22 protein-coding genes and 1 pseudogene are annotated in these 25622 nt (G+C 57.4%); 16 read left to right on the top strand and 7 right to left on the bottom strand.

Features of this window, described 5'->3' with window-relative positions:
• Nucleotides 1–7: 7 nt before the first annotated feature.
• The 4 genes from lgt to AD944_RS15050 are packed head-to-tail and all read left to right on the top strand — an operon-like array spanning nucleotide 8 to nucleotide 3652.
• On the top strand, nucleotides 8–853 hold the full coding sequence (gene lgt / locus AD944_RS15065; protein WP_035377878.1) for a prolipoprotein diacylglyceryl transferase: 846 nt from the start codon (nucleotides 8–10) through the stop codon (nucleotides 851–853).
• A gap of 11 nt (nucleotides 854–864) precedes the next feature.
• On the top strand, nucleotides 865–1893 hold the full coding sequence (locus AD944_RS15060; protein ID WP_045542942.1) for a class I SAM-dependent methyltransferase: 1029 nt from the start codon (nucleotides 865–867) through the stop codon (nucleotides 1891–1893).
• Complete coding sequence (gene pgeF / locus AD944_RS15055; RefSeq protein WP_045542941.1) at nucleotides 1890–2711, top strand: peptidoglycan editing factor PgeF; 822 nt, start codon at nucleotides 1890–1892, stop codon at nucleotides 2709–2711. Before AD944_RS15060 ends, pgeF begins: the two co-directional genes overlap by 4 nt.
• Nucleotides 2708–3652, top strand: a complete 945-nt coding sequence (locus AD944_RS15050; protein WP_045542940.1) for a hypothetical protein — start codon at nucleotides 2708–2710, stop codon at nucleotides 3650–3652. The genes pgeF and AD944_RS15050 overlap by 4 nt, the downstream gene beginning before the upstream one ends.
• 103 nt (nucleotides 3653–3755) lie before the next feature.
• Here AD944_RS15050 and AD944_RS15045 read toward each other — a convergent pair whose 3' ends face one another.
• Nucleotides 3756–5117 carry a transglycosylase SLT domain-containing protein gene (locus AD944_RS15045; protein ID WP_052427224.1) on the bottom strand — a complete coding sequence of 454 codons (1362 nt, stop codon included), beginning with the start codon at nucleotides 5115–5117 and terminating at the stop codon, nucleotides 3756–3758.
• A 249-nt stretch (nucleotides 5118–5366) separates the two neighbouring features.
• On the opposite strand from AD944_RS15045, the gene AD944_RS15035 reads away from it, so the two are divergent.
• Genes AD944_RS15035 through AD944_RS15025 form a run of 3 tightly spaced genes read left to right on the top strand, consistent with a single transcriptional unit; the run spans nucleotide 5367 to nucleotide 7440 of the window.
• Nucleotides 5367–6257, top strand: a complete 891-nt coding sequence (locus tag AD944_RS15035; protein ID WP_045542937.1) for an ABC transporter permease — start codon at nucleotides 5367–5369, stop codon at nucleotides 6255–6257.
• Nucleotides 6254–7093: an ABC transporter ATP-binding protein gene (locus AD944_RS15030; RefSeq protein WP_045542936.1), complete on the top strand. Its 840-nt coding sequence runs from the start codon at nucleotides 6254–6256 to the stop codon at nucleotides 7091–7093. The genes AD944_RS15035 and AD944_RS15030 overlap by 4 nt, the downstream gene beginning before the upstream one ends.
• A gap of 11 nt (nucleotides 7094–7104) precedes the next feature.
• Nucleotides 7105–7440: a YnfA family protein gene (locus AD944_RS15025; RefSeq protein WP_045542935.1), complete on the top strand. Its 336-nt coding sequence runs from the start codon at nucleotides 7105–7107 to the stop codon at nucleotides 7438–7440.
• A gap of 268 nt (nucleotides 7441–7708) precedes the next feature.
• Here AD944_RS15025 and AD944_RS15020 read toward each other — a convergent pair whose 3' ends face one another.
• The 5 genes from AD944_RS15020 to AD944_RS15000 all read right to left on the bottom strand — a co-directional run bounded on the left by AD944_RS15020 (nucleotide 7709) and on the right by AD944_RS15000 (nucleotide 13053).
• The gene (locus AD944_RS15020; protein WP_045542934.1) at nucleotides 7709–9064 is read right to left on the bottom strand and encodes an inorganic phosphate transporter; all 1356 of its coding nucleotides are present in this window, start codon (nucleotides 9062–9064) and stop codon (nucleotides 7709–7711) included.
• A 325-nt stretch (nucleotides 9065–9389) separates the two neighbouring features.
• Nucleotides 9390–10448, bottom strand: a complete 1059-nt coding sequence (locus AD944_RS15015) for a transporter (RefSeq protein ID WP_045542933.1) — start codon at nucleotides 10446–10448, stop codon at nucleotides 9390–9392.
• Between the two features lie 152 nt (nucleotides 10449–10600).
• Nucleotides 10601–10870, bottom strand: a complete 270-nt coding sequence (locus tag AD944_RS15010; RefSeq protein ID WP_045542932.1) for a hypothetical protein — start codon at nucleotides 10868–10870, stop codon at nucleotides 10601–10603.
• Between the two features lie 180 nt (nucleotides 10871–11050).
• Nucleotides 11051–12118 carry a histidinol-phosphate transaminase gene (hisC, locus tag AD944_RS15005; protein ID WP_045542931.1) on the bottom strand — a complete coding sequence of 356 codons (1068 nt, stop codon included), beginning with the start codon at nucleotides 12116–12118 and terminating at the stop codon, nucleotides 11051–11053.
• A gap of 362 nt (nucleotides 12119–12480) precedes the next feature.
• On the bottom strand, nucleotides 12481–13053 hold the full coding sequence (locus AD944_RS15000) for an ankyrin repeat domain-containing protein (protein ID WP_082741277.1): 573 nt from the start codon (nucleotides 13051–13053) through the stop codon (nucleotides 12481–12483).
• Nucleotides 13054–13632: 579 nt separating this feature from the next.
• On the opposite strand from AD944_RS15000, the gene tkt reads away from it, so the two are divergent.
• The 8 genes and pseudogenes from tkt to AD944_RS17520 all read left to right on the top strand — a co-directional run bounded on the left by tkt (nucleotide 13633) and on the right by AD944_RS17520 (nucleotide 23608).
• Complete coding sequence (gene tkt, locus AD944_RS14995; protein WP_045542930.1) at nucleotides 13633–15735, top strand: transketolase; 2103 nt, start codon at nucleotides 13633–13635, stop codon at nucleotides 15733–15735.
• A 96-nt stretch (nucleotides 15736–15831) separates the two neighbouring features.
• Complete coding sequence (locus tag AD944_RS14990) at nucleotides 15832–18687, top strand: bifunctional transaldolase/phosoglucose isomerase (protein ID WP_045542929.1); 2856 nt, start codon at nucleotides 15832–15834, stop codon at nucleotides 18685–18687.
• Nucleotides 18688–18710: 23 nt separating this feature from the next.
• A complete protein-coding gene (gnd, locus tag AD944_RS14985) occupies nucleotides 18711–19712 on the top strand; it encodes a phosphogluconate dehydrogenase (NAD(+)-dependent, decarboxylating) (RefSeq protein ID WP_045542928.1) in 1002 nt (333 codons plus the stop codon).
• A gap of 100 nt (nucleotides 19713–19812) precedes the next feature.
• The gene (locus AD944_RS14980; protein WP_035377851.1) at nucleotides 19813–20718 is read left to right on the top strand and encodes a Cof-type HAD-IIB family hydrolase; all 906 of its coding nucleotides are present in this window, start codon (nucleotides 19813–19815) and stop codon (nucleotides 20716–20718) included.
• Nucleotides 20719–20722: 4 nt separating this feature from the next.
• Nucleotides 20723–21541: a Cof-type HAD-IIB family hydrolase gene (locus AD944_RS14975; RefSeq protein WP_045542927.1), complete on the top strand. Its 819-nt coding sequence runs from the start codon at nucleotides 20723–20725 to the stop codon at nucleotides 21539–21541.
• 4 nt (nucleotides 21542–21545) lie between these two features.
• Entirely contained in the window at nucleotides 21546–22286 is a 741-nt protein-coding gene (pgl, locus tag AD944_RS14970; protein ID WP_045542926.1) for a 6-phosphogluconolactonase, read from the top strand.
• Between the two features lie 32 nt (nucleotides 22287–22318).
• Nucleotides 22319–23020, top strand: a pseudogene (gene rpiA, locus AD944_RS14965) (ribose-5-phosphate isomerase RpiA); the annotation flags it as partial.
• A 105-nt stretch (nucleotides 23021–23125) separates the two neighbouring features.
• A complete protein-coding gene (locus AD944_RS17520) occupies nucleotides 23126–23608 on the top strand; it encodes a gluconokinase (protein ID WP_231873728.1) in 483 nt (160 codons plus the stop codon).
• Nucleotides 23609–23640: 32 nt separating this feature from the next.
• Here AD944_RS17520 and AD944_RS14960 read toward each other — a convergent pair whose 3' ends face one another.
• Entirely contained in the window at nucleotides 23641–23922 is a 282-nt protein-coding gene (locus AD944_RS14960; RefSeq protein WP_236709259.1) for a hypothetical protein, read from the bottom strand.
• A gap of 444 nt (nucleotides 23923–24366) precedes the next feature.
• Here AD944_RS14960 and AD944_RS14950 point away from each other — a divergent pair, with 444 nt between their 5' ends.
• Complete coding sequence (locus tag AD944_RS14950) at nucleotides 24367–25431, top strand: ABC transporter substrate-binding protein (RefSeq protein ID WP_052427223.1); 1065 nt, start codon at nucleotides 24367–24369, stop codon at nucleotides 25429–25431.
• Nucleotides 25432–25622 lie beyond the last annotated feature (191 nt).

Here is a 25622-nt window from a genome sequence, read left to right as displayed (position 1 = left end):
CCTCTGCATGCTGCCTGTTCTTCTCTTTCCCCAGTTTGACCCTGTACTGGTGCATCTGGGGCCGCTTACCATCCGCTGGTATGCTCTCTCCTATATTGCAGGCATCGTGCTGGGCATCGCCCTGCTTCGGCGGCTCGTCAGGCTGGCGCCCCGAGCCGGCACAGCAGAACAGGCTGATGATTTTCTAGGGTGGGTCACCCTTGGCGTGCTGTTGGGCGGACGGCTGGGCTATATCCTTTTCTACCAGCCGGGCTATTACCTCACGCATCCTCTCGCCATTCTCAAAGTCTGGCAGGGTGGCATGTCTTTCCATGGTGGGGCGCTTGGCGTGATTATCGCCATGGCGCTGTTTACCTGGTACAATCGCATTAATTTTCTTGCCTTTGCTGACCGCGTTACGGTGGCCGTACCAATTGGGCTGGGGCTGGGCCGGATTGCCAACTTCATCAATGGCGAACTCTGGGGGCGGGAAGCGCCAGCCAGCTTGCCTTGGGCCATGATTTTTCCGGATGCTGGGGGCATTCCCCGCCATCCCTCCGAACTGTATGAAGCGCTGACAGAAGGGCTGCTGCTGTTTCTGGTCATGTTCGCAGCTTCTCGCAAACAGAGCCTGCGTGAACGCCCCGGCTTTCTGGCCGGGCTGTTTCTTGTGGGTTACGGCTGTGCCCGCAGTTTCTGCGAATTTTTCCGTGAGCCAGATTCCTTTCTCGGCTTCCTGCCGGGCGGGCTGACCATGGGGCAATTACTGTGCATTCCCATGATTATCGCTGGTGGTGCGCTGATCCTGCATGCCCGCCGCAGCCCCGTTTATGCAGGTTTGCCGCTTACGGATGCTGAAACCGCTGAATCCTGAGACTGCGAACCATGCCTCCCCTCCCCCCCGAAGCCGAACGGCTGGATGTGTTCATGGCGCGCGCCAATGCCCGCTATTACGCAACGCACCCCTTGCTATCGGACTTCATCACTGCGCCTGAAATCTCGCAGGTCTTCGGGGAACTTCTGGGGGCATGGGCCGCCATGGTCTGGGTTAGCATGGGCCGCCCGAACCGCATCATTCTTGCAGAAGCAGGACCCGGGCGCGGCACCTTGATGGCGGATGCCCTACGGTTGATTTCCAAGCAGGTGCCAGCTTTTGCCCAGTCCCTTGAGGTGCATCTGATTGAAACCTCCCCGCTGATGCGGAAAGCTCAGCAGGCCGCCCTGGCACGCTACACGCACCCCACCTGGCATGACACGCTGGAAAGCCTGCCTGACGGACCGATGATCCTACTAGCCAATGAATTTCTCGATGCCCTCCCCATCCGCCAGTTTGAACACAACCCCAAGAACGGCTGGCAGGAACGCTATGTCCAAGGTGCATTGTTCTGCCTGGCTCCCTGCCCCCCACCAGTTCTGCCAGATGGCCGAACATTGGAAGACAACAGCGTGGTGGAGGTTTGTGAACCTGCCCTCGCTGTGGCCCAGATGCTCGGCCAGCGCTTCTGCCACACACCGGGAGCAGCTCTGTTTCTTGATTACGGCCATTCTTCCAGCCTGACCGGAGACTCCCTGCAGGCATTGCGGCATGCTCGCCCGGCCCACCCTCTTGAAGCCGCGGGGGAAGCCGACCTGACCGCCCATGTTGATTTCACAGCTTTTGCTGCGCAAGCGCAGCAAGCGGGTGCTCAAACTTATGGGGCGGTCACACAAGGGACGTTTTTACGTGCTCTAGGACTGATGGAACGGACCGAACAGCTTGCAACCCATGCCAGCAAGGAAGACGCTGCCATGCTCCACAGTGGTGCACAACGCTTGGCGGCACCGGAAAAAATGGGGCACCTTTTCCGCGTTCTGGCGCTCACCAGCCCCACCCTGCCTGCGCCTCCCGGCTTTATGAAAGGACCGGCTGCATGACCTCCGGCATCCGCCCCAGCACCTCTCAGCCTTCTGGCACTAAGCCTTCCCCTTTAACCAGCCCCTTGCTGTCCGGTACGCGGCACGGGTTTTTTACGCGTGAAGGCGGGGTCTCCACTGGCCCCTATGCCAGCCTCAACTGCTCAACCCGCGCGGGGGATGATCCGGCCAATCTGGCGGAAAACCGCCGCCGTGTTGCGCAGTGGATCGGCGTATCCGCAGACAATCTGCTCGGCGTTACGCAGGTTCACGGCAAGCGCGTTATCACGGTAACTGAGCCCTGGCCGTTTGGAGCGGGAGAAGAAGCTGATGCCATGGTCACCACACGTCCGGATGTCGCGCTAGGCACCATAACCGCAGATTGCGCTCCCGTGCTGTTTGCCTCGGCCGATGGCCGTGTGGTGGGGGCAGCCCATGCCGGATGGCGTGGTGCATTGGCCGGAGTTCTTGAAGCAACCCTGAACGCCATGCAGGATTTGGGCGCAACCCCGGCAGACATACGGGCCGTAGTTGGCCCCTGCATTGCACAGGAAAGCTATGAAACAGGCGAGGACATGCACCACGCCATTGTTTCCGCTGACCCACAGGCAGCCCGTTTTTTTGCGCCGGGCCAACGCCCCAACCATTACCAGTTTGATCTGGCCGGATGGTGTGTGTTCCGGTTGGAACGGGCCGGCGTTGGCCACGCCGTGGCGCTGGGCGTAGATACCATGCGGGATGAGAAACGCTTTTTCAGCCACCGGAGGCGCACTCTGGCAGGAGGAGGCCCCATCGGACACCAGATTTCTGTCATTGCGCCCGGAGCCCAGAACGGATGATGTCTTTCTTCCGCCAGACTGCCCTTCCCCTTTCCGCTCTTCTTCTGCTTGGCGGCTGTCTGGATGTGCCTCATCCTTTTTCCAATCCGGGGAAAGAAGCCCAACAGCTTGCAGCCAACGCGCCCCCCTCCCGGTTGGATATTCCCCCCCCCACGGACTCTCTACTCCCCAATGATGGTGCGCAGGTCTGGGCCAAGGATTTGGCGGCAGAACTCTTGCAGCAGACCATTCCAGCCATGGCCCAGCCTGTACGCAAGGGAGACTGGTGGCTGAAAGTGCGCGCAGAAATGCGGGGCGGTCAGGTTGTGCCTCTCTATGTTGTCATGACCCCCAAGAACGAGATCCGGGCCACACAGGAAGGTGCCCCCGTACCCGCACAGCAATGGTCAACGGCCGATGCGCAGATGCTCAACCTTGTAGCGGCTGATGCTGCCCCGCGCATTGCCTCTGTCCTGACGGGTATTCAGGCGGATGATATGGAAAAGGACCCGCACAGCCTGAAACATCGGGCCGCGCGTGTCTACTTCACGGGTGTAACCGGTGCCCCGGGCGATGGCGACATCTCTCTTTCCCGCGCATTTGCCGCCTCCTTCCGCAATACGCCGGACACCTTGCAGAACTCGCCTGAAAATGCCGATTTCACGGTCAAAAGTCACGTCAAGCTGACACCGGGCCCTGCAGGCACTACCGGCCATCCTCAGGAACACATCGAGATTGTCTGGCAAGTGCTGGATAAAGCGGGGAAGGAAGCAGGAGCCGCCACCCAGCTTCACGATATCGAAGCCCATTCTCTGGACCAGTATTGGGGGGATGTGGCCGTTGTTGCTGCACAGGAAGCTGCGGCGGCAGTGGACCAGATTATTGACCGCTATTCGGGCCGGGAAAACGCACCCCTGCCAGACGCAACGGCGAAATCCAAAAACGCTGATCAGAAGAAGTAATCTTAACGTCGATAGAGGGATTGCGTGGAGCATAAAGATAATCCTCTTGCTCCACGCCCTTGTTCTCTCGGGCCATACCGGCCCGAGATTGGCCTCTTAACGCTTAGGAGCGGGAAGAGGGGGACACAACCACACATCCGCTCAGATGACGGCAGGCTGCTACGGCATCTTCATGCGAGAGATTGGTGAGGCGTGCCCGGTAAAGGCGGCTTTTGTTCACCTGCACCGCAGCCACCTGCACCTTTGCCCCAGAAAGGGACGAGTTGGCACGGGTTCTTGCTTGCCCTGTCGCCTGCTGCGCCATAGACGCAGAACCAAAAGCCCCCACCTGAATAGCCCAGTCGCGCGCCGCAGCAGTCCGTGCCTTACGGGTCAACAACGGTGCGGGTTCAGCCATGGCAGGCGTGACCAGATGAAAATTATGGCCATTCTGCCGGGCTGCCGGAGCAGGGGTGGAAGCCGCCACACGCACAACATGCGCGGGGGTCGCTTCTTCCTGCACCGCAGGGTCAGCAATGGGATTGTCAACAGGTTCGGACGAATCGACCGCTTGCGCAACCTGTACCGGCTCGGAGGTTGCCGCGCCTGCACCAAGCCGTTTGGCCCAAGCAGCACTGACATCATTCCGGCTTGTGGCAGCCACTATGCTGGAGCCTGAATGCGCAACGGGATGCCAGTCTGCCCCATAAGACGGCGTGACGGGTGCATTGCCATCATTGGCGACCTCAGCCACCTGCACGGGCTGCGTATCGGCACTTCCCTCCCGCCTGCGGGCCCAGGCAGTCCGTACCGCACTGGTTTCAGGATTGGTCTGCACAGGCTGGTAGGCAAGAGCCATGGAATCGTGGCTGGCGACCAGAATATCGGCCTGAGACCGATTGGACGGAGAAATTCCGACAATCTTGCGGCCTATGGACGCCACATAATTGCGGGTCTCACGCGGAAGGGTGCGGTTGCGGGTCAAAAAATCTTCAAGCCGACCCGGTCCCGCATTGTAGGCGGCCAGAAAACCGGGAGACCCGTAGATATCATACATCTGCCGCAGATAGGCGGTGCCCGCCATGATATTATCATGCGGTTCATAGGGGTCATCGCCAAGGTTGTAGGCGTAACGCATTTCATCGTAGGTGGGCGGCATAAGCTGCATCAGCCCCATGGCGCCGGGAACCGATGTGACAAACTGACCGTTATGGAACAGGCGGCCTCCGGATTCCTGCTGCATCACGGCCCGGACCCAGGCTTCTGGCACGTCAAAGCGTTTGGCGGCCTCCTGAATATACGGCCCCCACGGATCTTCGGGCGGACCCGGCGGCGCGTAGTAGGACCGGGCATGCGCCCGATACTGCGCGGCTTCCTCTGCTACAGGCATAGTAGGGGCATCCCCTGGCCGCGGCTGGCCCGCGCAGGCGGCCAGCAAGGCCAGAAGACCAAGCGCTGGCGATGTGCCGAAAACACGACGCAGCATTCTGCCACTGCGCCGGCCCAGGAAAGCACCGGAACAGAAAGATGGCCTGGATGTCATGGATTATATCCGCCCTGCCTGAAAGACGAGGAGCACCGGCCGACCCGGAAATCCTCCTGAAAGTATTTGGAAAAAATCTTTTCTGAATGTTTATAACGCCATTCTTTTCCATGCAACACGTCATGCGCAGGAAGCATATGGCGTGAGAGCTGAGAGTTGCAGGCGCAAGCCTGATCGGATAGGCGAGAAAGCATGATGGTCAGTTCCTCCTCCCCCGAGCAGACATTTGCCGCGGATCGTTCTGCGCCCGCTCCCCAGCATTCTGGAGAACCAGAAGAGTGGAGTGCAAAAAAATCCCGCATCCTGCTTGCGTGCCAGGATATTGCAGAGGCCTGCGCTTTGTGGCGCTTGGCAACAACTCTGGGCTGGCTGGATGTGCGGCTGCAATATAGCGGCTCAACCTTCGGGCCTTTCTGGCTCACGCTCACAACGGCGGTAATGGTTGGCGCCATGGGGCTTATCTATTCCCAGCTTTTTCATCTGAACATACACGATTATCTGCCCTACATCTCAATTTCGCTGATTCTGTGGCAGAACGGGCTTTCCACCCTCATTCAGGAAAGCTGCAGCACCTTCACCCGCGCTGCCGGAACCCTCCGCTCGGTCACAATGCCGTACACGGTGCAGGCTTTGCGCACCACAATCCGGTGCGGTATCATGTTCAGCTATACGGTTGTTGTTCCCGTGGCCGTTTTTATCATCATGGGTGTGTGGCCTGGTATAACCATGCTACTTGCCCTCCCTGCCCTTATTCTGTGGCTGCTGGACTGTGTGGCGTTCTGCCTGCTTCTGGGCTCTGTGTGCGCACGTTTTAGGGATATTCCTCCCATTGTTGGCAGTCTTCTGCAGATCCTGTTTTACGTTACCCCTATCATCTGGGAGCCAAAACAGCTTGGCTCCGCTGCATGGTGGCTGTATCTGAACCCGTTTTATTCCATGCTTGAAATTGTGCGCAGGCCCTTTCTTGGCCAACTTCCCAGTGGAATGGCGTGGTTGATCGCTCTTGGCGGTAGCGTGCTCCTCTGTCTGCTGGCGCTGTTTACGTTCTCCCGCTCCCGCAACCGGCTGGCATTCTGGGTATGAGCACCTCTCCTCTTCAGGCTCGGCGTGTGCCCCATGGCACTTCCCGCATCGATATTGATCACCTCTCCCTTGATTTCCCTATTTTTCATGGAGGGGCTCGCTCCCTCAAGAAAATGCTGTTCAAGCGGGGTAAGTCCATTCTCACCAACGCCACTGGCCCTCGTACTGGTGGTCAGGTCCAGCTAAGACCCGGTGAAAGTGGCACCGTATATGTGCAGGCACTAGAGGATGTTTCCCTCCACATCCGCGCGGGCGAACGCGTGGGGCTGATTGGTCATAACGGCGCGGGCAAATCGACTCTTCTGCGCGTTCTGGCCAGCATCTACATGCCCGATGCTCCGAATGTGCATATTCACGGGCAGGTTGCTGCTTTGCTTGATGTCAATTCTGGTATGAATCAGGAACTGACAGGGCGTGAGAACATCACCCTGATGGGCCGCCATAAGGGCATGACTACCGCGCAGATCAAACAGTTGGAGCAGGATGTGGAAGCCTTTGCCCAGCTTGAAACCTTTCTGGATCTGCCTGTGCGCCTCTATTCTACTGGCATGCGTATCCGGCTGGGGTTTGGCATTGCCACCACCATGACGCCTCAGATCCTGTTGATGGATGAATGGTTCATGGCGGGAGATGTGCATTTTCAGGAACGAGCGGAGAAACGCCTCGCCTCTGTAGTGAATGGCACGGATATTCTGGTCATTACCTCCCACGCGCTGGGTGTTCTGGAAAAATGGTGCACACGGCTGGTATGGATGGAAGCAGGCCGTATCCGCATGGATGGCCCGACCAGGGACGTTATGCAGGCTTATCGCGCCTCTGCTGCGTCCTCAGCCTAACAGAAGGCGGCATGCTGTTTCTGAAACCTCTGGTCATTTATCTGCTGGCAGGTTTCGCTGAAATTGCCGGATGCTTCGCCGTTTGGCTCTGGCTGAAAGAAGGACGCTCGGCCTGGTTGCTGGCGCCGGGTGTGCTCAGCCTTCTGTTTTTCGCAATCGTGCTGACCCGCATTGATTCTGACAGCGCAGGCCGGGCCTACGCCGCTTATGGCGGCGTCTATATTACCGCCTCTCTCCTGTGGATGCGCCTAGTGGAAGGGAGAAACCCAGACAGGTGGGAAATACTGGGAGCACTGATCTGTCTGGGAGGAGCCTTGATGATCCTTCTCGCGCCCCGCAGCGCGTGACAGGTGTGACAAACCCGTCTCCTCTGAGACGCTCCGCCTTATGCGTGTATGGCTCGAAAACAGTCCTTTCTGCTGCGTATTTTAGAATAAGCCGCGCTCTTGTAAGCCATATATAGAGGCATCCATCGCTCCCTCCGCCCTGTGCGACGCCAGAATAATACATCGGACATCTGCAAGGCCCCTGCTGTGGTCAAAAAAATCCCTGCCAGCACAAAAGCTTAGGCAGGAATTTCCTTAACGACACAATGCCACTTCAGGCGGCGCGTATTTACATGCTCATCACATAAAACAGCGATGCTGCAATCGCGATGGTAATGGGCAGTGTGAAGATCCAAGCCAGCGCAATTTTGGTCAGCATGGCCGGGTTAATACCGCTTCCTGAACCTATCATGGTGCCAGCAATACCAGCCGTGATGATATGCGTGGTTGATACGGGCAAGCCAGTATAACCAGCCGTGGCGATCAGGCCTGCACCCACCAGTTCTGCCGAAGCGCCCTGTGCCGGTGTAAGATGGGTGTTGCCAATTTTCTCACCCAACGTATGCACAATGCGCTTGTAGCCAATCATCGTGCCCAGACCGAGGCACAGCGCGCTGAGCAGACGCACCCACCAAGGGGCATATTCCACAGTGGGGCGCAGGGTAGCACTGATATCCTTGGCTGTTTTCTTATCAGCAGCAGAGGCATCCGGGTTGTTGCTCACGGCTTTCAGGCCAGCAATAACCTCGTAAATATCAGCCCGCAGCATGGACGGAACAACCTTTTCCGGGTCTGTCTGCTGCAAACGGTTGGCTGAAAGCACAGCTTCATCACGCAGGCCATCATGATCATACTTGTCAATCAACGGAGCAGCGATAACAGCCTGAGGCGCGATCTGGGCAATATGCGGTGCCGCATTGGGACTGAGCGCAAAGGTAGCGGGCAGAATACCGATAATGGTCAACATGATCAGGCCGATACTTTTCTGACCATCATTGCTGCCGTGGGAGAAGCTGACACCCGTGCAGGTCAGGATCAGCAGGCCACGCACAAATTTATGCGGCGGCTTTTCACCCTGCGGCGGCTGATACAGTTCCGGGTCCTTTATCACCAGTTTCATGAGGGTGTAGAGCAGCCCGGCGCCCACCAACCCTAGAATGGGGGAAATTGCCAGCGCCCGCAGCACTTTCCAGATCTGGGACCAATCAACACTATTGCCCAGTCCACGGGCATGCAGAAACGCATCCCCAATCGCCACACCAATCAGAGCACCAATGACGCAGTGCGAACTGGAATTGGGAATACCAAACCACCAGGTAAACAGGTTCCACGCCAGCGCTGTGCCAAACAGGGCGATCAGCATGGGCACGGCGGGGTCACCGTTAGGGGGAGAGAGCACGTCTGCGGGAAGCAGTTCAACAAGGCCGTAAGCCACGCTGATACCGCCAGCCAACACCCCGATGAAGTTCATGAGGCCAGACCAGAGCACGGCCTGCTTGGGCTTGAGGGAATGCGTGTAAATAACCGTGGCAACGGCATTAGCCGTATCATGAAAGCCGTTAACAAATTCAAAAACGCAGACCAGCAGAAAACAGATGGTCAGCGCCAGAAGCGAGAGCACCGAATACGGAGCAAAATGGAGCATGGGAACCACGAGGTGAGTTGCGATACCCCGTATTAAACGCGGAATTTTATGTATTTCACCTGCACAAGGCCGGATTTCATAAAAAATTAACCAAACCATTACCTGACCGGAGAGCGACCATTTCTCTCCTTGAGACGCTCTGACTTGCTCTTTAAAAAGAAAAAACGAATTTTCTTCTTTTGTTAGAAGTCTCTATCAGGCTCCAGGTACCTTTTACACTCAAGCCCCCTACGTCAGACCATGCCTGTAAAACACTGCGGGCAGAAAGGCTCTTACGCCTTTGAACGCGAGCACGCCCTGCAAAATGCCCGGGCCGAGTCCAAAATCAGAGCAGCTTTGTCAGCTTCAGTACAAACCAAGTGCCAAGCATGATAATAAAACACAGACCGCCCGCCTCTACCGTGCCCCAGGAGCCATCCGTCAGGAACATTCCGCCTGTGTTCATACCGAAAAAGCCGGTCACAAAGGTGGCAGGCAACATCAAGGTTGTGCCGACAGACACGATATACAGCCGACGGTTGGTTTCTTCCGCCTGATTGGATGTGAGTTCATCCTGAAGGGACCGGGCACGGTCCTGCAAGGCTAAAAGGTCATCCAGCGCTGCATGAACCTGCCGTTGGGAGCGGTCACGCAGATCGTCCTCAGCCCATTCCGGCAGTTCAAGTTCTTCATCGCGGAAAATACGATCAACAGGAGCCAGCACCCGGCGTAACTCCGTAGAGCGCCGCCGAACAAGGCCCAGAAGCCCACTCATACGGCCCAGATCCGTGTCCCGATCCAGCATGAGCAACACATCTTCTGCCCGATCCAGTTGATCATCAAGCCGCGCAAAATCACGCCGCAGCGTGTCAGCAAATTCCAGCAGGGCACGATCAACCAGATTAGCCGGAGAACGTGGCACCAGACCGCGCTGCAATTCATGAAACACAACCCCCAGCGCCGGAATGGGGTGCCGTCGGGTAGTAATCAGCAAATCGGGCTGAAGTGCAAACCGCCATGTGCTGACATTACGGTCATCATCCGTGGTGGTATCATCAAACGCGGGTAGCGCGCCGAACACCGTTTCCTCTTCATTGTCCAGACGGATGCTACGTTCCAGATTGGTCAGAACCTGCCGCACTTCCTCGGGAAGAGACGGAATGCTCTCAATCTGGGCGCGGGAGAGGGTGTGGACAATATCAAAATGAAACCAGGCCCAGCCTTCCATGGCAGCAATTTCAGGCGGGAAAACGCCCGTCGCCAGCCGGTGGGAGACCACTTCACGGTCCAGTTCCAGAGGTTCCTGCCCGGGGCGGCAGAAAATGGCCCAGATCAGGCCATCACGCAGCAAGGTGCCACCTTCCGAGAGAAGATCAGGCATAGTGGACGAGGTGGTTCCGGCCATCACTCTACTCCCTACTTCCCGAAATGATGACCTTTGCCCCTGAGGCGGCTGAACTGCTTCCTGAAAAGGCATTTCAGCCTGCCATTGCAGAGTCGCCCGCTACATATCACGAGGTGGCGGGGTTACAAAATACGGCTCTCCCAATCTACCCCTTACCGCCCACGCACAGGTCGACGCCCCTGCGGCGCTCTGGCTCCCTGACGCGGTGCAGAGGTTTTCTGGGCGGATTTCAACACCGGAGCCGCACTGATTTCGGCTTCAAGCTGGGCAATACGCTTGCGCACGCTCTCCTTTAAGGCCGGAGACGTATGAGACTTCATACCCGCCAGAGTTTCCTTGAGGTCGCGCAGTTGTTTCTGCTTTTCGGCCAGATTGCGGCGGATGGGCTGGTTATCAGAAAGCTGACCATGAAAGGCACGCATGGGGGTAAAACTCCATCTCTCAAACACGCCCGGATGTGGCACCACACCACAACAGAGCACACATATAACGCACTTCCTCTCCCGCTCTTTCAGCAAAGGGGAGAACAAGCGATCCTGATTATTGATACAGAAAACACGCCTAACCGCCGCAGCCTTGTCGGCACGACGGTGAGAGCCTGTTCAGGTATTGCGGTGCAGGATATCCCGCAAGGCAGAGAGCAGCATAGCGCACTGCTGGTCTGTCCCAACCGTAATACGCAACCACGATGATGTGCGCGGACCACGCAAGTGGCGAACAATTATGGCGCGCTCCCGCAGGGCCGCCGCCAGTTGCACCGCATCACGATCAGCATGGTGAGCATAAACAAAATTGGCTTGTGAAGGCAAGACGTCAAACCCCAGTCCCTGCAAGCCGGAGGTCAAACTGGTGCGGGACGCAATAACCTTCTGAACGGACTGCTCAAACCACGCTTCATCTTCAACGGAAGCCGTTGCACCCGCCTGCGCAATACGGTCAAGCGGGTAGGAATTAAAGCTGTCCTTGACGCGCACCAACGCTTCAATCAGGTCCGGCTGACCGAATGCAAACCCCACGCGCGCACCAGCCAGTGCCCGAGACTTGGAGAACGTCTGCACCACCAGAAGATTGGGATAATCTTTCACCAAGCTGACAGCGCTTTCCGCGCCAAAATCCACATAGGCTTCATCCACCAGCACAACGCGGTCAGGATGCATGGCCAACAAGGCCTTGATATCATCAAGCCCCAGAGCAACCCCGGTAGGCGCGTTGGGGTTGGCCAAGACAACGCCACTGCATGGTCCGGTGTAATCCTGCACCCGAACACGCATGTCTTCCGTCAGCGGCACAAGCCGGTATGGCAGAGAATAGAGACCACAATAAACTTTGTAGAAACTGTAGGTCACATCTGCAAACAGCAGGGGGTCTCCATGTGCGAACAACGCCTGAAACGCGTGCGCCAGCACCTCATCAGACCCGTTCCCGACAAACACATACTCGGGCGGCAACCCGACACGCTTTCCCAGCGCCGTGCGCAGGGCAAGACATTCTGGATCGGGATACAGGCGCATGTTTTCATCCGCCGTGGCGCGCATGGCCTCCAGCGCACGAGGAGAAGGGCCGTAAGGAGATTCGTTGGTGTTCAGCTTGATCAGGTCAGCCAGCTTGGGCTGCTCACCCGGCACATAGGGCGTCAGACTATGGACAAGGGGGCTCCAGAAACGGCTCATGCTGAACTATCCGCAAAAAAAGAGGCGACCCAAAAGTGGCCGCCCTTTTCCCCTACCTGATGCCGTCCCGACTGAAAACCCTGCCAATCAAGAAGCAGATCCCTCCGCCCTATATCCTACGCGGAATGGACTCTGTTACGCCAGCCAGCACTCTGATCACCCAAAGACGCTGCCGAAAAAGCTGCGACACAGCGTGACGAAGGATTTTGCAGAACCTAAAAAAGCAGTTTTAAATATTTCCACGAACCATAGGGACAAAAACCCTCAGTATTCAGCTACGGAGCCCCCGCCAGACCAACCTGACCGCTCTTCCAAACTAACGGACGATTTTTTCAATCCGCGTCTCGACACACCCAGTTCCGTCAGGAGGCTGCGCGTGTTTCCTGTTTCATGAGGCCTGCAAGAACGGTGTTCCCCTGCCTGCGTGCAAGATCTTGCGCGTTCAGCCCTTCTCCATCACGGCGGGTTGGGCTGGCACCGGCTTTCAGCAGCAGCTTGGCCATGTCATCCCGCCCGAACATTACGGCAAACATCAGCGGCGTACGGCCAACACTATTGGGCACATCAACCCCGGCCCCTGCTTCCAGCAGAAGGCGCGCGATCGGCAGGTTGCCTTTGAAGGCAACCCCAGCCAGTGCAGTTGCCCCTTTTTCATCTTGCAGATCAGGCTTGGCTCCGCCTTTCAGCAAGGCTGAAACAGCATCTATATTGCCGTTGTAAGCCGCCAGAATAAGGGGCGTATATCCTTTTTCAGCGCGCAGGTTGGGGTCCATCCCGGCTTCAAGAAAACTTGCCAGAAGTTCTGCATCCCCTTCACGCGCGGCGTTAATGAACAAGGCTTCAATCTGCTGTTGTGTAAACCCACTTGCCGCGGCCTCTGCGCCTGCGGGCATGGAGTCCTGCAAACGGGGGTCCTGAGAAGAAACCTCTGTCATGACCAACCTCCGGTTAAAGTGTTTACGGGTTGCAAAACAAGCGCGCAGTCAGCGACGCACCCCAAGGTAAGCATTGCACCGCGCATAAAACTCTATAACGCAAACGCACCATCCTGTGCAGCGTTTCCTTCCCGCAGAGCTGATTACACTCTCGCGAGTATGATGCGTCGCGCCTCATCAGACCGTCATCACAGGTTTGTGATAACATCCTCCTCTACTCAATCTTCCCTCACCTGATCAGGCTATCCGCCCCAACAAAGGCACCAAGCTCCCATTAAAGAGGGCTCCCCTAGTTTTCTTCCGCGCCCTACCCAGTTTCAGATGCAGAAAAATAATGGCCCCATGCCCTGAGTTCTCATGCAGCCCGCAGGTTTTTCCGGCGTTACATCAGAAGACCATTCCGCATTTTATGTCCCTGCCTCATCAGGATTGCGCCTGCTCTCTTGCCGAGCAACACCTGACCGTGTGAATGTGCGGAGCCTTGAGGAGCCAACAGCCGCTTTTTGTTCTATAAAGCGGTGTACGGGCTCCAGAATATTTTGCGGGCCGGAAGAAGCCCACTCTGGAGGATAGGTTAGCATGCGTGCCTTATTTCCCACCCCTCTCCGCGCACCAGACGGTGCGGAAGCCGGCGGGACGGCCAGTCTCGATAACCTGTGCATCAACACCATCCGCACCCTTTCCATGGATGCTGTGCAGAAAGCCAATTCCGGGCACCCGGGCACAGCCATGGCCTTGGCTCCTGTTGCCTATACCCTGTGGCAGGATGTGCTGAATTACGATCCGGCAGACCCGCTATGGCCGAACCGTGACCGCTTTGTGCTGTCCATCGGCCATGCGTCCATGCTGATCTATTCCCTCATTTATCTGGCCGGTGTTCGGCAGGTCAAACAGGGCAAGGTCACAAACGCCCCTGCCCTGACCGTGGAAGACCTTGAGCAGTTCCGCCAGCTTGATTCCAAAACACCCGGGCATCCAGAATACGGCCACACCACGGGCGTTGAAACCACAACCGGCCCGCTGGGTCAGGGCTGTGGCAATTCAGTGGGGATGGCCATGGCCGAGAAATGGCTGGCCGCCCGCTACAACAAGCCGGGTTTTGAGCTGTTCAACCACCATGTCTATACCCTGTGTGGGGATGGCGACATGATGGAAGGAATCTCCAGCGAGGCCGCCTCAACCGCCGGACATCTGAAACTGGGCAACCTGATCTGGATGTACGATGCCAACCGCATCTCCATTGAAGGGTCCACCGATATCGCCCTGACAGAAAATGTGGGTGAACGGTTTGCCGCCTATGGCTGGCAGGTGCTGGAACTGAAGGACGCGAACGATACCGCAGCCCTGAAAGACCTTCTGGCCAAAGCCAAAGCAGAGACAACCCGCCCCACCTTTATCCTTGTACATTCTGTTATTGCCTGGGGCGCACCGCATAAGGCAGGCACGGCCGCAGCCCATGGCGAGCCGCTGGGTGCGGAAGAAATTCGGGAAACCAAGAAAGCCTACGGCTGGCCGGAAGACAAAAGCTTCTATGTGCCTGACGGCGTTCTGCCCCACATGCAGCAGGGCCTTGGCACACGTGGCGCAACCGCCCGCGCAGCGTGGGAAAAACTGTTCGCGGCTTACCGCAAAGATTACCCGGAACTGGCCGCTGAACTGGATGGTATTTTCAGCGGCACCCTGCCGGAGGGCTGGGATGCAGACATCCCGACCTATGAGGCCAGCGAAAAAGGCATTGCCTCGCGCGCCAGCTCTGGTGAAGTGCTGAACGCCGTGGCGGGTCGCCTGCCGTGGCTGCTGGGCGGCTCTGCTGACCTTGCCCCCTCCACCAAAACCCTTCTCAAAGGCGAGCAAAGCTTCCAGCCCAAGGAATGGAACGGCTCCTATGCAGGGCGGAACCTCCACTTTGGTGTACGTGAACACGCCATGGGGGCCATTGTAAACGGCATGGCCCTCTATGGTCTGCGTCCATTCTGCGCCGGGTTCCTGATTTTCTCTGATTACATGAAGGCACCCATCCGTCTGGCGTCTCTCATGCAGCAGCCGGTCACGTATGTGTTCACCCATGATTCCATCGGGGTGGGTGAAGACGGGCCGACTCATCAGCCAATCGAACAGCTTGTGCAGCTTCGTGCCACACCGGGCATTACCACCATCCGCCCCGGTGATGCAAATGAAGTTGCGGAAGCGTGGCGTTTCCTGATTGCCAAGCAGGATGGCCCGGTCGCTCTGGCACTTAGCCGCCAGAACCTGCCCACGCTGGACCGCAGTCGCTACGCTCCGGCCTCCGGCGTTGCGAAAGGCGCTTATGTGCTGGCAGACAGCAAGGAAACACCCAAGGTGATCTTGATTGCCTCGGGAAGTGAGCTGTCTCTGGCTGTTTCGGCCTATGAAGCCCTGAGCAAAGACGGCATTCCCGCCCGCGTGGTCTCCATGCCAAGTTGGGAACTGTTTGAAGCCCAGCCACAATCCTACCGTGATAGCGTGCTACCGCCTTCCATAACGGGCCGCGTTGCCATTGAAGCCGCCTCACCTATCGGGTGGGACCGCTACACTGGCTTCAGTGGTGAGATCATTGCCATGCACGGATTTGGGGCCTCCGCCCCGGCGGGCAAACTGATGGCAAAGTTCGGCTTCACACCAGAAGCCGTTCTGGATGCCGCACGCCGTCAGGCCCGTTAACGCCGGACGTGGCTCCGCCACGCGCCATACAGATGCACTTGGAATGCACTCCTGCCCTATTCCGGGCAGGAGTGCAGCAGATAAGGGACGTTAAACATGACTGCTTCACACACTCAGGGGGCTAACCCGTTACAGGCTCTGGCAGCGGTTCAACAGTCTCCATGGCTGGACTTCATCCGCCGCTCCTTTGTGGAAGACGGGTCTCTGGCGCGCCTGGTGCAGACTGATGATGTGCGTGGTGTTACTTCCAACCCTGCCATCTTCCAGAAAGCCATGGGAGAAGGCACGGAATATGATGCCCAGATCAAATCTGTTCTGGCGCAGGAGATTGTCTCCCCCGGCACGTTGTATGAAAAACTGGCCGTGCAGGACATCAAGACAGCGGCCCATGTTCTGGCCCCTGTTTACGCGCAGACCAAACGCCGTGATGGCTTTGTCAGCCTTGAAGTCTCCCCCTATCTCGCACGAGACGAAAAAGGCACGGCCCATGAAGCCGCCCGCCTGTGGGCCGATGTGGCCGAACCCAATCTGATGATCAAGATTCCGGCCACCCCGGAAAGCATCCCCGCCATTCGGGAAACCATCGCAGCGGGCATCAATGTCAACGTAACGCTCATTTTTGCGCTTTCCGCCTACAAAGCGGTGGTGGATGCATGGCTCTCCGGGTTGGAAGACCTGCATAAAAAAGGCGGTGATCTCTCCGGCGTGGCGTCTGTCGCCTCTTTCTTTGTGAGCCGAATTGACGGCAAGATTGATGCGGAAATAGACCGCCGCGTGAAAGCTGGTGACAAGAACGCCGATGGCCTGAAGGCCCTGCGTGGCAAGGTGGCCATTGCCAATGCCAAACTGGCCTATGTTTACTGGCAGGAAATTATCCAGACCCCGCGCTGGAAAGCACTGGCGGCAGCAGGCGCGCAACCGCAGCGCCTGCTGTGGGCCTCCACCGGCACCAAGGACAAAGCCTATAGTGATGTCCTGTACGTGGACAACCTGATTGGTCCGCATACGGTCAACACCTTGCCCCCCGCCACCATGGATGCTTTCCGTGACCACGGTACCGTCAAGGAAACACTCGGCACAGGAATTGATGCCGCACGCCACGTTCTGGCAGAAGCGGAACGGTTCGGGCTGAATCTTGAAGGCGTTACAAAAATTCTGGTCGATGAAGGCGTCGCCTCCTTTGAGGAAGCGTTTGACGGCCTTTTGGGCTCTGTCGCCGCAAAGCAGAAAACCCTGCTGGCCGACAAGCTGACCGACATCAAGACCGCCTTGCCCCAAAAACTGGAAAAGGCCGTGCAGGATGGCTTGGACGAGTGGCGCAAGAACGGCACCATCCGCAAGCTATGGAACAAGGATGCCTCCGTCTGGACCGGCGGTGAGGAAGCCAAATGGCTGAAATGGCTGGACACGGTTGATGAACGCCTTGCCCACGTTGCCGAACTGGAAAGCTTTCAGGCTGAAGTCAAAGCCCGTGGTTTCAAACAAGTTCTGCTGATGGGCATGGGCGGCTCAAGCCTTGGTCCGGAAGTGCTGGCGGAAACATTCGGCAAGCATGAAGGCTTTGGCCACCTGTATGTGCTGGACAGCACGGACCCGCAGCAGGTTGCGACCTACGCCAAGAAGATTGATCCGGCCAATACGCTGTTCATCGTTGCCTCCAAATCTGGCGGCACGCTTGAGCCCAACATCATGCTCGCCTATTTCCATGACCTCGCCAAAAAGGCGCTAGGCGAGAAAGTTGGCAGCCATTTTGTCGCGATTACAGACCCCGGCTCCAAGCTGGAAGCCCTCGCCAAGAAAGAAGGTTTCTGGAAAATTTTTGCTGGCGAACCGCAGATTGGCGGCCGGTATTCCGTGCTCTCCAATTTCGGTCTGGTTCCCGCCGCAGCCTCTGGCATTCCGGTCAAACTGTTTCTGGAAGACGCTCTGCGCGGCGTGCGCATGAGCGATGCCAGCGTGCCCCCTGCCCAGAACCCCGGCGTATTGCTCGGCACCATTCTGGGCGTTGCCGCAACGCAGTTCGGGCATGACAAACTGACCGTTATCGCCACACCGCAGATTGCCGATTTTGGCGCCTGGCTGGAACAGCTTGTGGCGGAATCCACAGGCAAGCACGGCAAGGGCATTATCCCCATTGATGAAGAAACACTGGGCGGCCCCAAACGCTATGGCACGGATCGCCTGTTTGTGTACCTGCGTCTGGCACCAGAACACCGGCATGAGCAGGATGAAGCCATTGCCACGTTGATTGACGCCGGGCAGCCGGTAGTGACCATCACGTTGCACAGCAAACGCCAGATTGCGCAGGAATTCTTCCGGTGGGAGCTGGCTACTGCGGTCGCAGGCGCGTTTCTGGGCATTGATCCGTTTGACCAGCCGGATGTGGAAGCCAGCAAGGTTGAAACCCGCAAGCTGACAGATGCCTACAACAAAACCGGCAAACTACCTGCCGAACAGCCTTTTGCGGAACACGGCCCGTTTGCTTTCTTTGCAGACAAGACCAATGCCGCTGCCCTGAAAGGCGATAGCGCAGAAGCCATTCTGAAAGCCCATTTTGATCGCGTGAAAGCCGGGGATTATGTCGCCCTGCTGGCCTATATCGAACGGGACGCCGCAACGCGGGAATGGATTCAGCACACACGCCTGAAAATCCGTGACGCCAAAACCGTAGCAACAGCGGCCGAGTTTGGTCCCCGTTTTCTGCACTCCACCGGGCAGGCCTACAAAGGCGGCCCCAACACCGGCGTTTTCCTGCAAATTACAGCCGATGATGCCCATGACCTGCCGGTTCCTGGCGAGAACTACTCCTTCGGGGTTGTCAAAGCGGCTCAGGCGCGGGGAGATTTTGATGTGCTGGCCGAACGTGGCCGCCGGGCTCTGCGCGTGCATATTCGGGGCAGCCTGAAAGACGGTCTGGCCGAACTGGCCAAAGCCGTGCACCAAGCAGTCTGATAACAGAACAGAAGGAACGCAGCATGCAGATCGGCATCGTCGGGCTTGGTAGAATGGGCGGCAATATTGCCGTCCGCCTGACACGACACGGGCATGACGTGGTGGTGTATGATCGTGACACTTCCGCCGTGGAAAAAATTGTGGCCCGAGCAGAAGCTGGACGCGCCACAGCAGCCAGCAATCTGGCCGATGTGGTGGCCAAGCTGAACGGCCCGAAAAAGATTGTCTGGTCCATGCTGCCTGCTGGCGAGATTACGGAAGAAACCGTGATGTCTCTGTGCGGCCTGCTACAGCGCGGCGATATCGTGATTGATGGGGGCAACACCTATTACAAGGACGATATCCGCCGCGCCAAAGTTCTGGGCGAAAAAGGCATTGATTATATTGATGTCGGCACGTCCGGCGGCGTGTGGGGTCTGGAACGCGGCTATTGCATGATGTATGGCGGCCCCAAGGCCGCAGCCGACTATATTGATCCGATCCTTGCCGCACTGGCACCCGGAATTGGCGATATTCCGCGCACCCCCGGCCGTGACGAAGGGGAAAACCTCGATCCTCGGGCTGAGCAGGGTTATCTGTATTGTGGCCCAGCGGGATCAGGCCATTTTGTCAAAATGGTTCATAACGGCATTGAATACGGCATGATGCAGGCCTTTGCGGAAGGGTTTGATGTCATGTACCGCAAGGATTCTCCACTTCTGGTTGAAGACGAACGTTTCTCTTTGAACATGGCGGATATTGCCGAAGTCTGGCGCCGTGGAAGTGTTGTCTCCTCCTGGCTGCTTGACCTCACGGCGCAGGCCATGACCAAAAATGGTGAACTCTCCGAATTCTCCGGGGAAGTGAATGATTCCGGCGAAGGCCGCTGGACCATTGAAGCCGCTATTGAGGAAGCTGTGCCCGTTCCGGTCATGACAGCAGCCCTCTTTACCCGTTTCCGTTCACGTTCCGGCAATACCTACGCGGAAAAAGTGTTGTCTGCCATGCGCTTCGGCTTTGGTGGCCATGTTGAAACCAAAGACTAACGCGGTATTTTAACCGCATCCTTTACCGGTGCGGCTTTCCTTTCAGCCTGACAGGCAAAGCCGCACCCTATTTTCTGATGTGATCGGGAGTTGAAGCTGCATGATGGTTAACGAAAACGCCCGTCAGGCTGCCCTCCCGCCCCCGGCATCCCGCATCAAACTTGTGGTGTCCGATATGGACGGCACATTGCTCACGCCAGAAAAACAGGTCACGCACCACAGCATTGCAGCGATCAAAGCCTTGAAAGAGGCTGGCGTTCCGGTCTGTCTTGTCAGCAGCCGTCCGCCCAATGGCATGGAAATGTATTTTGAAGTGCTGGGCATTGATACACCCTATGGCGCGCTGAATGGCGGCACCATTTTCAACGCCGACCGCACCATTCGCTCCCAGCTTTCTCTTGACCCGGAAGCCGTGCAGGAAGCGCTGGACATGCTGAAAGTGCATCACATTGATGCGTGGCTGTTCCGCGGCCATGAATGGCTGGTGGAAAACGAAACAGGAGCCTATGTGGAGCCTGAAAAACGCGCCATTCACATGCAGCCGCATATTGTGTCCTCATTCGCCGGTTCCCTGAACGGAATTGGCAAAATCACCGGCTCCAGCGCAGATTATGAGGCCCTTGAACGGCAGGAACTGGAAATTGGCTCCCTGCTGGAAGGCCGCGCCAGCGTTGCCCGGTCCAGTTCATGGTTTCTGGATATAACCCCATCCGACGCCAACAAGGGCCACGCCCTGCGCCAGCTTGCGGCCTTCTACGGTATTTCCCCATCGGAAGTGGCATGCATCGGGGACATGAACAATGATATCCCCATGCTGAAACTGGCCGGTCTGGCCATCGCCATGGGGCAGGCAACGGACCATGTGCGCTCTCACGCGCATTTCGTGACCGACAGCAACGATCACGACGGCTGGGCCAAGGCCATGGAGCAACTGGTTCTGCCGCGCGTGGAAAAACCCACGTCCGACAAAACAGCCCCTGAGGCCACCACTCCCCACGGAGCCTGACATCATGGCCACTCCCCAGCATGATATCCGTCTTGTGCTGGCGGATGTCGATGGCACGCTGGTCACGCGGGAAAAAATCCTGACGCCGCGTGCCATTCGGGCCGTTCATGCACTGCGGGAGAAGAATATCATTTTCGCCATTACCTCCGGCAGACCTCCGCGAGGAATGGAAATGCTGGTGCAGCCCCTAGCACTTTCCGCCCCTTTGGCCGGGTTCAACGGTGGCATGATGGTACATCCGGACCTCAGCCTGATTGAGGCCCTCCGCCTGCCCCGCAGCACTGCGCAAAAAACATTGGACCTGTTGAAAGACCATCAGGTTCCCGCCTGGATTTACACCAGCACGGAATGGCTGGTGCCTGATGCCCATGGCCCGCATGTGGCGCGGGAAGAATGGACCGTGAAGTTCCCCCCGCGTGAAACACAGGATCTTGACGCAGCGCTTGATGATGTCGTGAAAATTACCGGCGTGAGTGATGATGCTGCTCTGATGCAGTCAGTGGCGAGCACATTGCAGCGAGAACTGGGAACAGAAGCCTCCGCCGCGCTTTCTCAGCCCTACTATGTTGACATCACTCACCCGCACGCCAACAAGGGCGGCGTTGTGCATACACTTGAACGGCTGCTGGGCGTTCCGGCCACCGCCATGCTGACAGTGGGTGATCAACCCAATGATGTGCTGATGTTCCGTGCCAGTGGCGTATCCATTGCCATGGGGCAGGCCACAGAAGACGTGAAGGCAAGTGCCACATGGACAACCGCATCCTCTGAGGAGGAAGGGTTTGCCCGAGGCATAGAGCGCTTTGTGCTAGGAGAGGACTAAAACCATGGCAGGACAGGATACTCGGACAGGAAGTGTGAGTGTTTTTGCAGACCGGGAGGAAGCCACACGGCATCTGGCAGACTGGCTGCTGCAACTTGCCACGGAAAAAACCGAAGGCCCTTTCGCCATCGCCCTTTCAGGAGGCAGTACACCACAAAGCCTGTATCGCCTGATGGCGACCGAACCCTATGCCAGCCGTTTTCCATGGGCGCGGATGCAGTTCTTTCTGGGTGATGACCGTTTCCTGCCGCATGACCATGAGGACAGCAATTTCGGCATGATGCAGCGCCTGCTCTTCTCGCGCGTGCCAGTCCCCGCCGAAAATCTGCACCCCATGCCCGGCGTTGGCACGGCCGAAGATGCCGCCCGCTCTTATGAAACGCGACTGAAACAGTTCTATGGGGCAGACACGTTTGAAGCAGATCGTCCGCTCTTTGACGTCAACCTGCTTGGCTTGGGCAGCGATGGTCATACCGCTTCCCTCTTCCCGGGCCAGCCGGTTCTGAAGGAACGGACAGCCTGGGTTGCCACCTGTGTGCCGCCTGCTGCCCCTTATACCCGCCTCACCCTCACCTATCCGGCCATTCATGCAAGCCGCCATGTGGTGTTTCTGGTAGAAGGCGCAGGCAAGAAAGAAGCTGTTGCCAAAGTGCGTGCGCAAGACCCTTCCTGCCCGGCCAGCGCCATTACTGCTATGGGGGACCTACGCTGGGTACTGGACCGCGCCGCAAACCCTGACGCATAACGAGACCAAGAAGAAAAAACTAGGAAAACGCCATGACCGGAACGCAACTTGATCCTGCCGCACAGTTCAAACAGCAGGCTGCCATCAGAGCAGCTTCCCTGGTGCAGGATGGCATGGCCGTAGGCCTGGGCACAGGGTCAACAGCGGTCTTTGTTGTAGCGGAACTTGGCCGCCGTATGCGGGAAGAAGGGTTGCGCATCTGCGCCATTCCAACCTCTGACGCCACTGAAGCGCAGGCCCGCGAGGAAGGGATTCCTCTTACCGATTTTGGCCGACACCCTGATCTGGACATTGCCATTGATGGCGCGGATGAAATCGAACCCGGCACATTAAATCTGGTCAAGGGCCGCGGCGGTGCGTTGCTGCGTGAAAAAATTGTGGCTTCTGCCGCCCGCCAGTTTGTGGTTGTGGCCGACAACAGCAAATATGTGGACCATCTAGGCACACTCTGCCCCGTTCCTGTTGAGGTTGTGCCGTTTGGATGGGAAAGTGCCGCCGCCCGGCTTGCGCGCCTTGGCGCACAGGTGGCACCCCGCAAAAAACGGGATGGCTCCTTCTATCTGACAGATGAAAAAAATCTGATCATGGATTGTGTGTTCGGTCGCATTGAAGACCCCGATACGCTGAGCCAGAACATTTACAATATTGTGGGCGTTATTGAGCACGGCCTGTTTCTTCACATGGCCACCCAGACCATTACAGCAGGGCCAGAAGGCATCCGCATTCTGCATCCCGGCGAGAGATCCGCCGCCCAGTTAAGCAGCGAAATTCTGGGCAGCCAGCAGGTTCTACCCACCCAACCAGCGGCAGAAGGCATCAAGAAACATCTTCTGGTCATCATGGGGGTATCCGGCTGCGGCAAAACCACAGTCGCTGAAGGGCTGCGCAATGAACTGGGCTGGCCGTTTCAGGAAGGAGACGCCCTGCACCCCTCCGCCAATGTTCAGAAAATGGCTGCAGGCATTCCTTTGAATGATGAGGATCGCTGGCCGTGGCTGGAACGTTGCCATGCATGGCTGGCGCAATGTGAGCAGAACGGAACAGGCGGTATTCTGACATGCTCGGCCCTCAAACGCTCCTACCGTGATGTGCTCCGGCGGGAGGGGCTCAATCCGCTGTTTATCTATCTGCATGTTGATCAAGCCGTACTGGCAAAGCGCTTGCAAACCCGCACAGGCCATTACATGCCGGCCAGCCTGCTTCCCAGCCAGTTGCAAACACTGGAACCCCCGGCAGCCGATGAACACGCCATCAGCGTATCCGTGGCCACCCCGCCGCCCCAGACCATTGCGGAAATTCTTTCAAAACTGAAAAGCCTTTAAAACTTTAAAAGAAGTAAGGCTGACTGACAGCCTTACACCATCACTGTTCGGTTACGCCGCCAGGTGTCTTCCAGGGCATCGGCGGGGTCCATATGCTCATCACTCCATGCGCCATCCGTATCCGGCGCATGAGTAAGGGCTCGCCATGCCGCCGTCCCTGTCTGACGCTCCAGCTTGATCACCCATGATGGTGGAATACGGACCAGAAGCCGTTCTATCTTCTGGCCAGATGTCAGCGGTTTTGCGTAATTATGGCCCATGGCGTTGCCTCGGTCTCTGCTCTGTTCCGCTTCTTGTTTCAGAAGCCGTGTCACACCGCAAAAGCGGTCCAAAGAGTATGCCCAGCCCACCGTAGAAGGAAAAGACGGCTCCGTGCATCTCTGGGTCTTGGCGATGGAGCACGCAGCCTATACTTAGCCCAGCTCTGTTGCATGACGCCGCGCAACCGTGTCTTTACAACTAACTGACTTTTTATATGGTTGCCCTGTCAACGAATTGATACGCACATTCCGCGGTCTGCCGGGTGTGGTATCCGGTACCACGTAACAGGCAACCCCCTCCGCCTGACGGGCTTCTGCAAACCGTTTTGCATGAGAAAGCTGCGCCGCCTGATAAAGGACCTTATCTCCCAGCATCACTTTGTGTTGGCGCATGGCTTTCTTTTCTCTTTGCCTCGTTCTCTGAAAGGCCTGTTGCCGCGCATTGCGTCCCGCCTATCCATATTCTATGGTATATACTCAAGTTCCATTGAGGTCCGCATGCGCGCGCTTAAGCTTTCACGCTCCAAAAACCGCCGCTCTTTTCTTCTGGCTGGCCTGTTTGGCACGGCATTGGCTACCGCTCTCCTTTTCCCTTCACTCAGCCTGACAGCACAGGCTCGAACTGTTGTGGATATGAGCGGCACCCCTGTGGAGATCAAGGATACCCCTGCCTTTATTGCTGATCTCTGGTTTGCGCATAATGAGATTCTTGTCATGCTGGGGGCGGCAGACAAAATCCGGGTTACGGCGGAAAAACCCGCTGACCGCCCATGGCTGTTCAAGATCGCCCCTGTGCTCCTGAAAGCGGAAACAGGCGTCCATGCAGAGACAGTCAATCCTGAAGATCTTCTTGCCCGGCATATTGATCTGGTCATTGTGCCCCAGCGGGGGCAGGCGGATGCGCTCCGCAAGCTCGGCCTGCCAACACTGCATGCGCAATACACCACTGTCCCGCAGATGCTTCAGTCAATCGACATGACAGCGGATGCGCTCAGCACATCCCATGCCCATGATGTAGCTCGCGCATATCGGCAGAAAATGGACACTCTCACCAGTCTGCTGCAAAGCCGTGTAAGCCGTCTCCCAGCCTCGGCTCGCCCACGGGTGTTGCACATTGCCGCCCTGAATCCGCTCCAGATAGACGGGCAAAACACCATGATTGATACATGGATCAAAACAGCCGGAGGAGAAAACGCCGCTACTGTCTCCGGTAATCATCGCCCCACCACGTTTGAGCAGATTGCTACATGGAACCCGGATATTATTATTCTGGGGGCCACAGCCGGAGAAGTTGACCCCTCCTCCCCGCTTCGTTTCCTGCCTGCATTCCAGCAGAGGAAATGGGCCCGTAACCCTCAAGGAGTCTTTCCGTGGGATCGCTACGGCTGTGAGGAACTGCTCCAGCTAGAATGGGCCGCCAAACTGTTCCACCCGGCAGAATTTGCAGATCTGGATATGCGGCAGGACGTGCGGACTTTCTATCACTCCTTTTTCCACTATGCCCTGACCGAAGAAGACATCACGCGCATTCTGGCCGCTCAGCCCCCAGCCCGTACCCCCTGAAACAGCACGGCTCCTGCCTCTCAGCCCCTTCGCGCTAAAGAGCGGGAAAGACGAAAAACCAGAATATTTTTAAAATATAACTGAATTTCCCTCCTATCTCGCGCTATCAGGCCAGCATGCGCAAAAAACCTTTGCCCCGCTGGCCCGAAACAGGCACCGTCTGCCACGTGACACAACGGATGGATCTTCTC

This window comes from Acetobacter tropicalis, from assembly GCF_001580915.1.
In the GTDB taxonomy this organism is placed as follows: domain Bacteria; phylum Pseudomonadota; class Alphaproteobacteria; order Acetobacterales; family Acetobacteraceae; genus Acetobacter; species Acetobacter tropicalis.
This window is presented reverse-complemented; position numbering and strand designations above follow the sequence as displayed.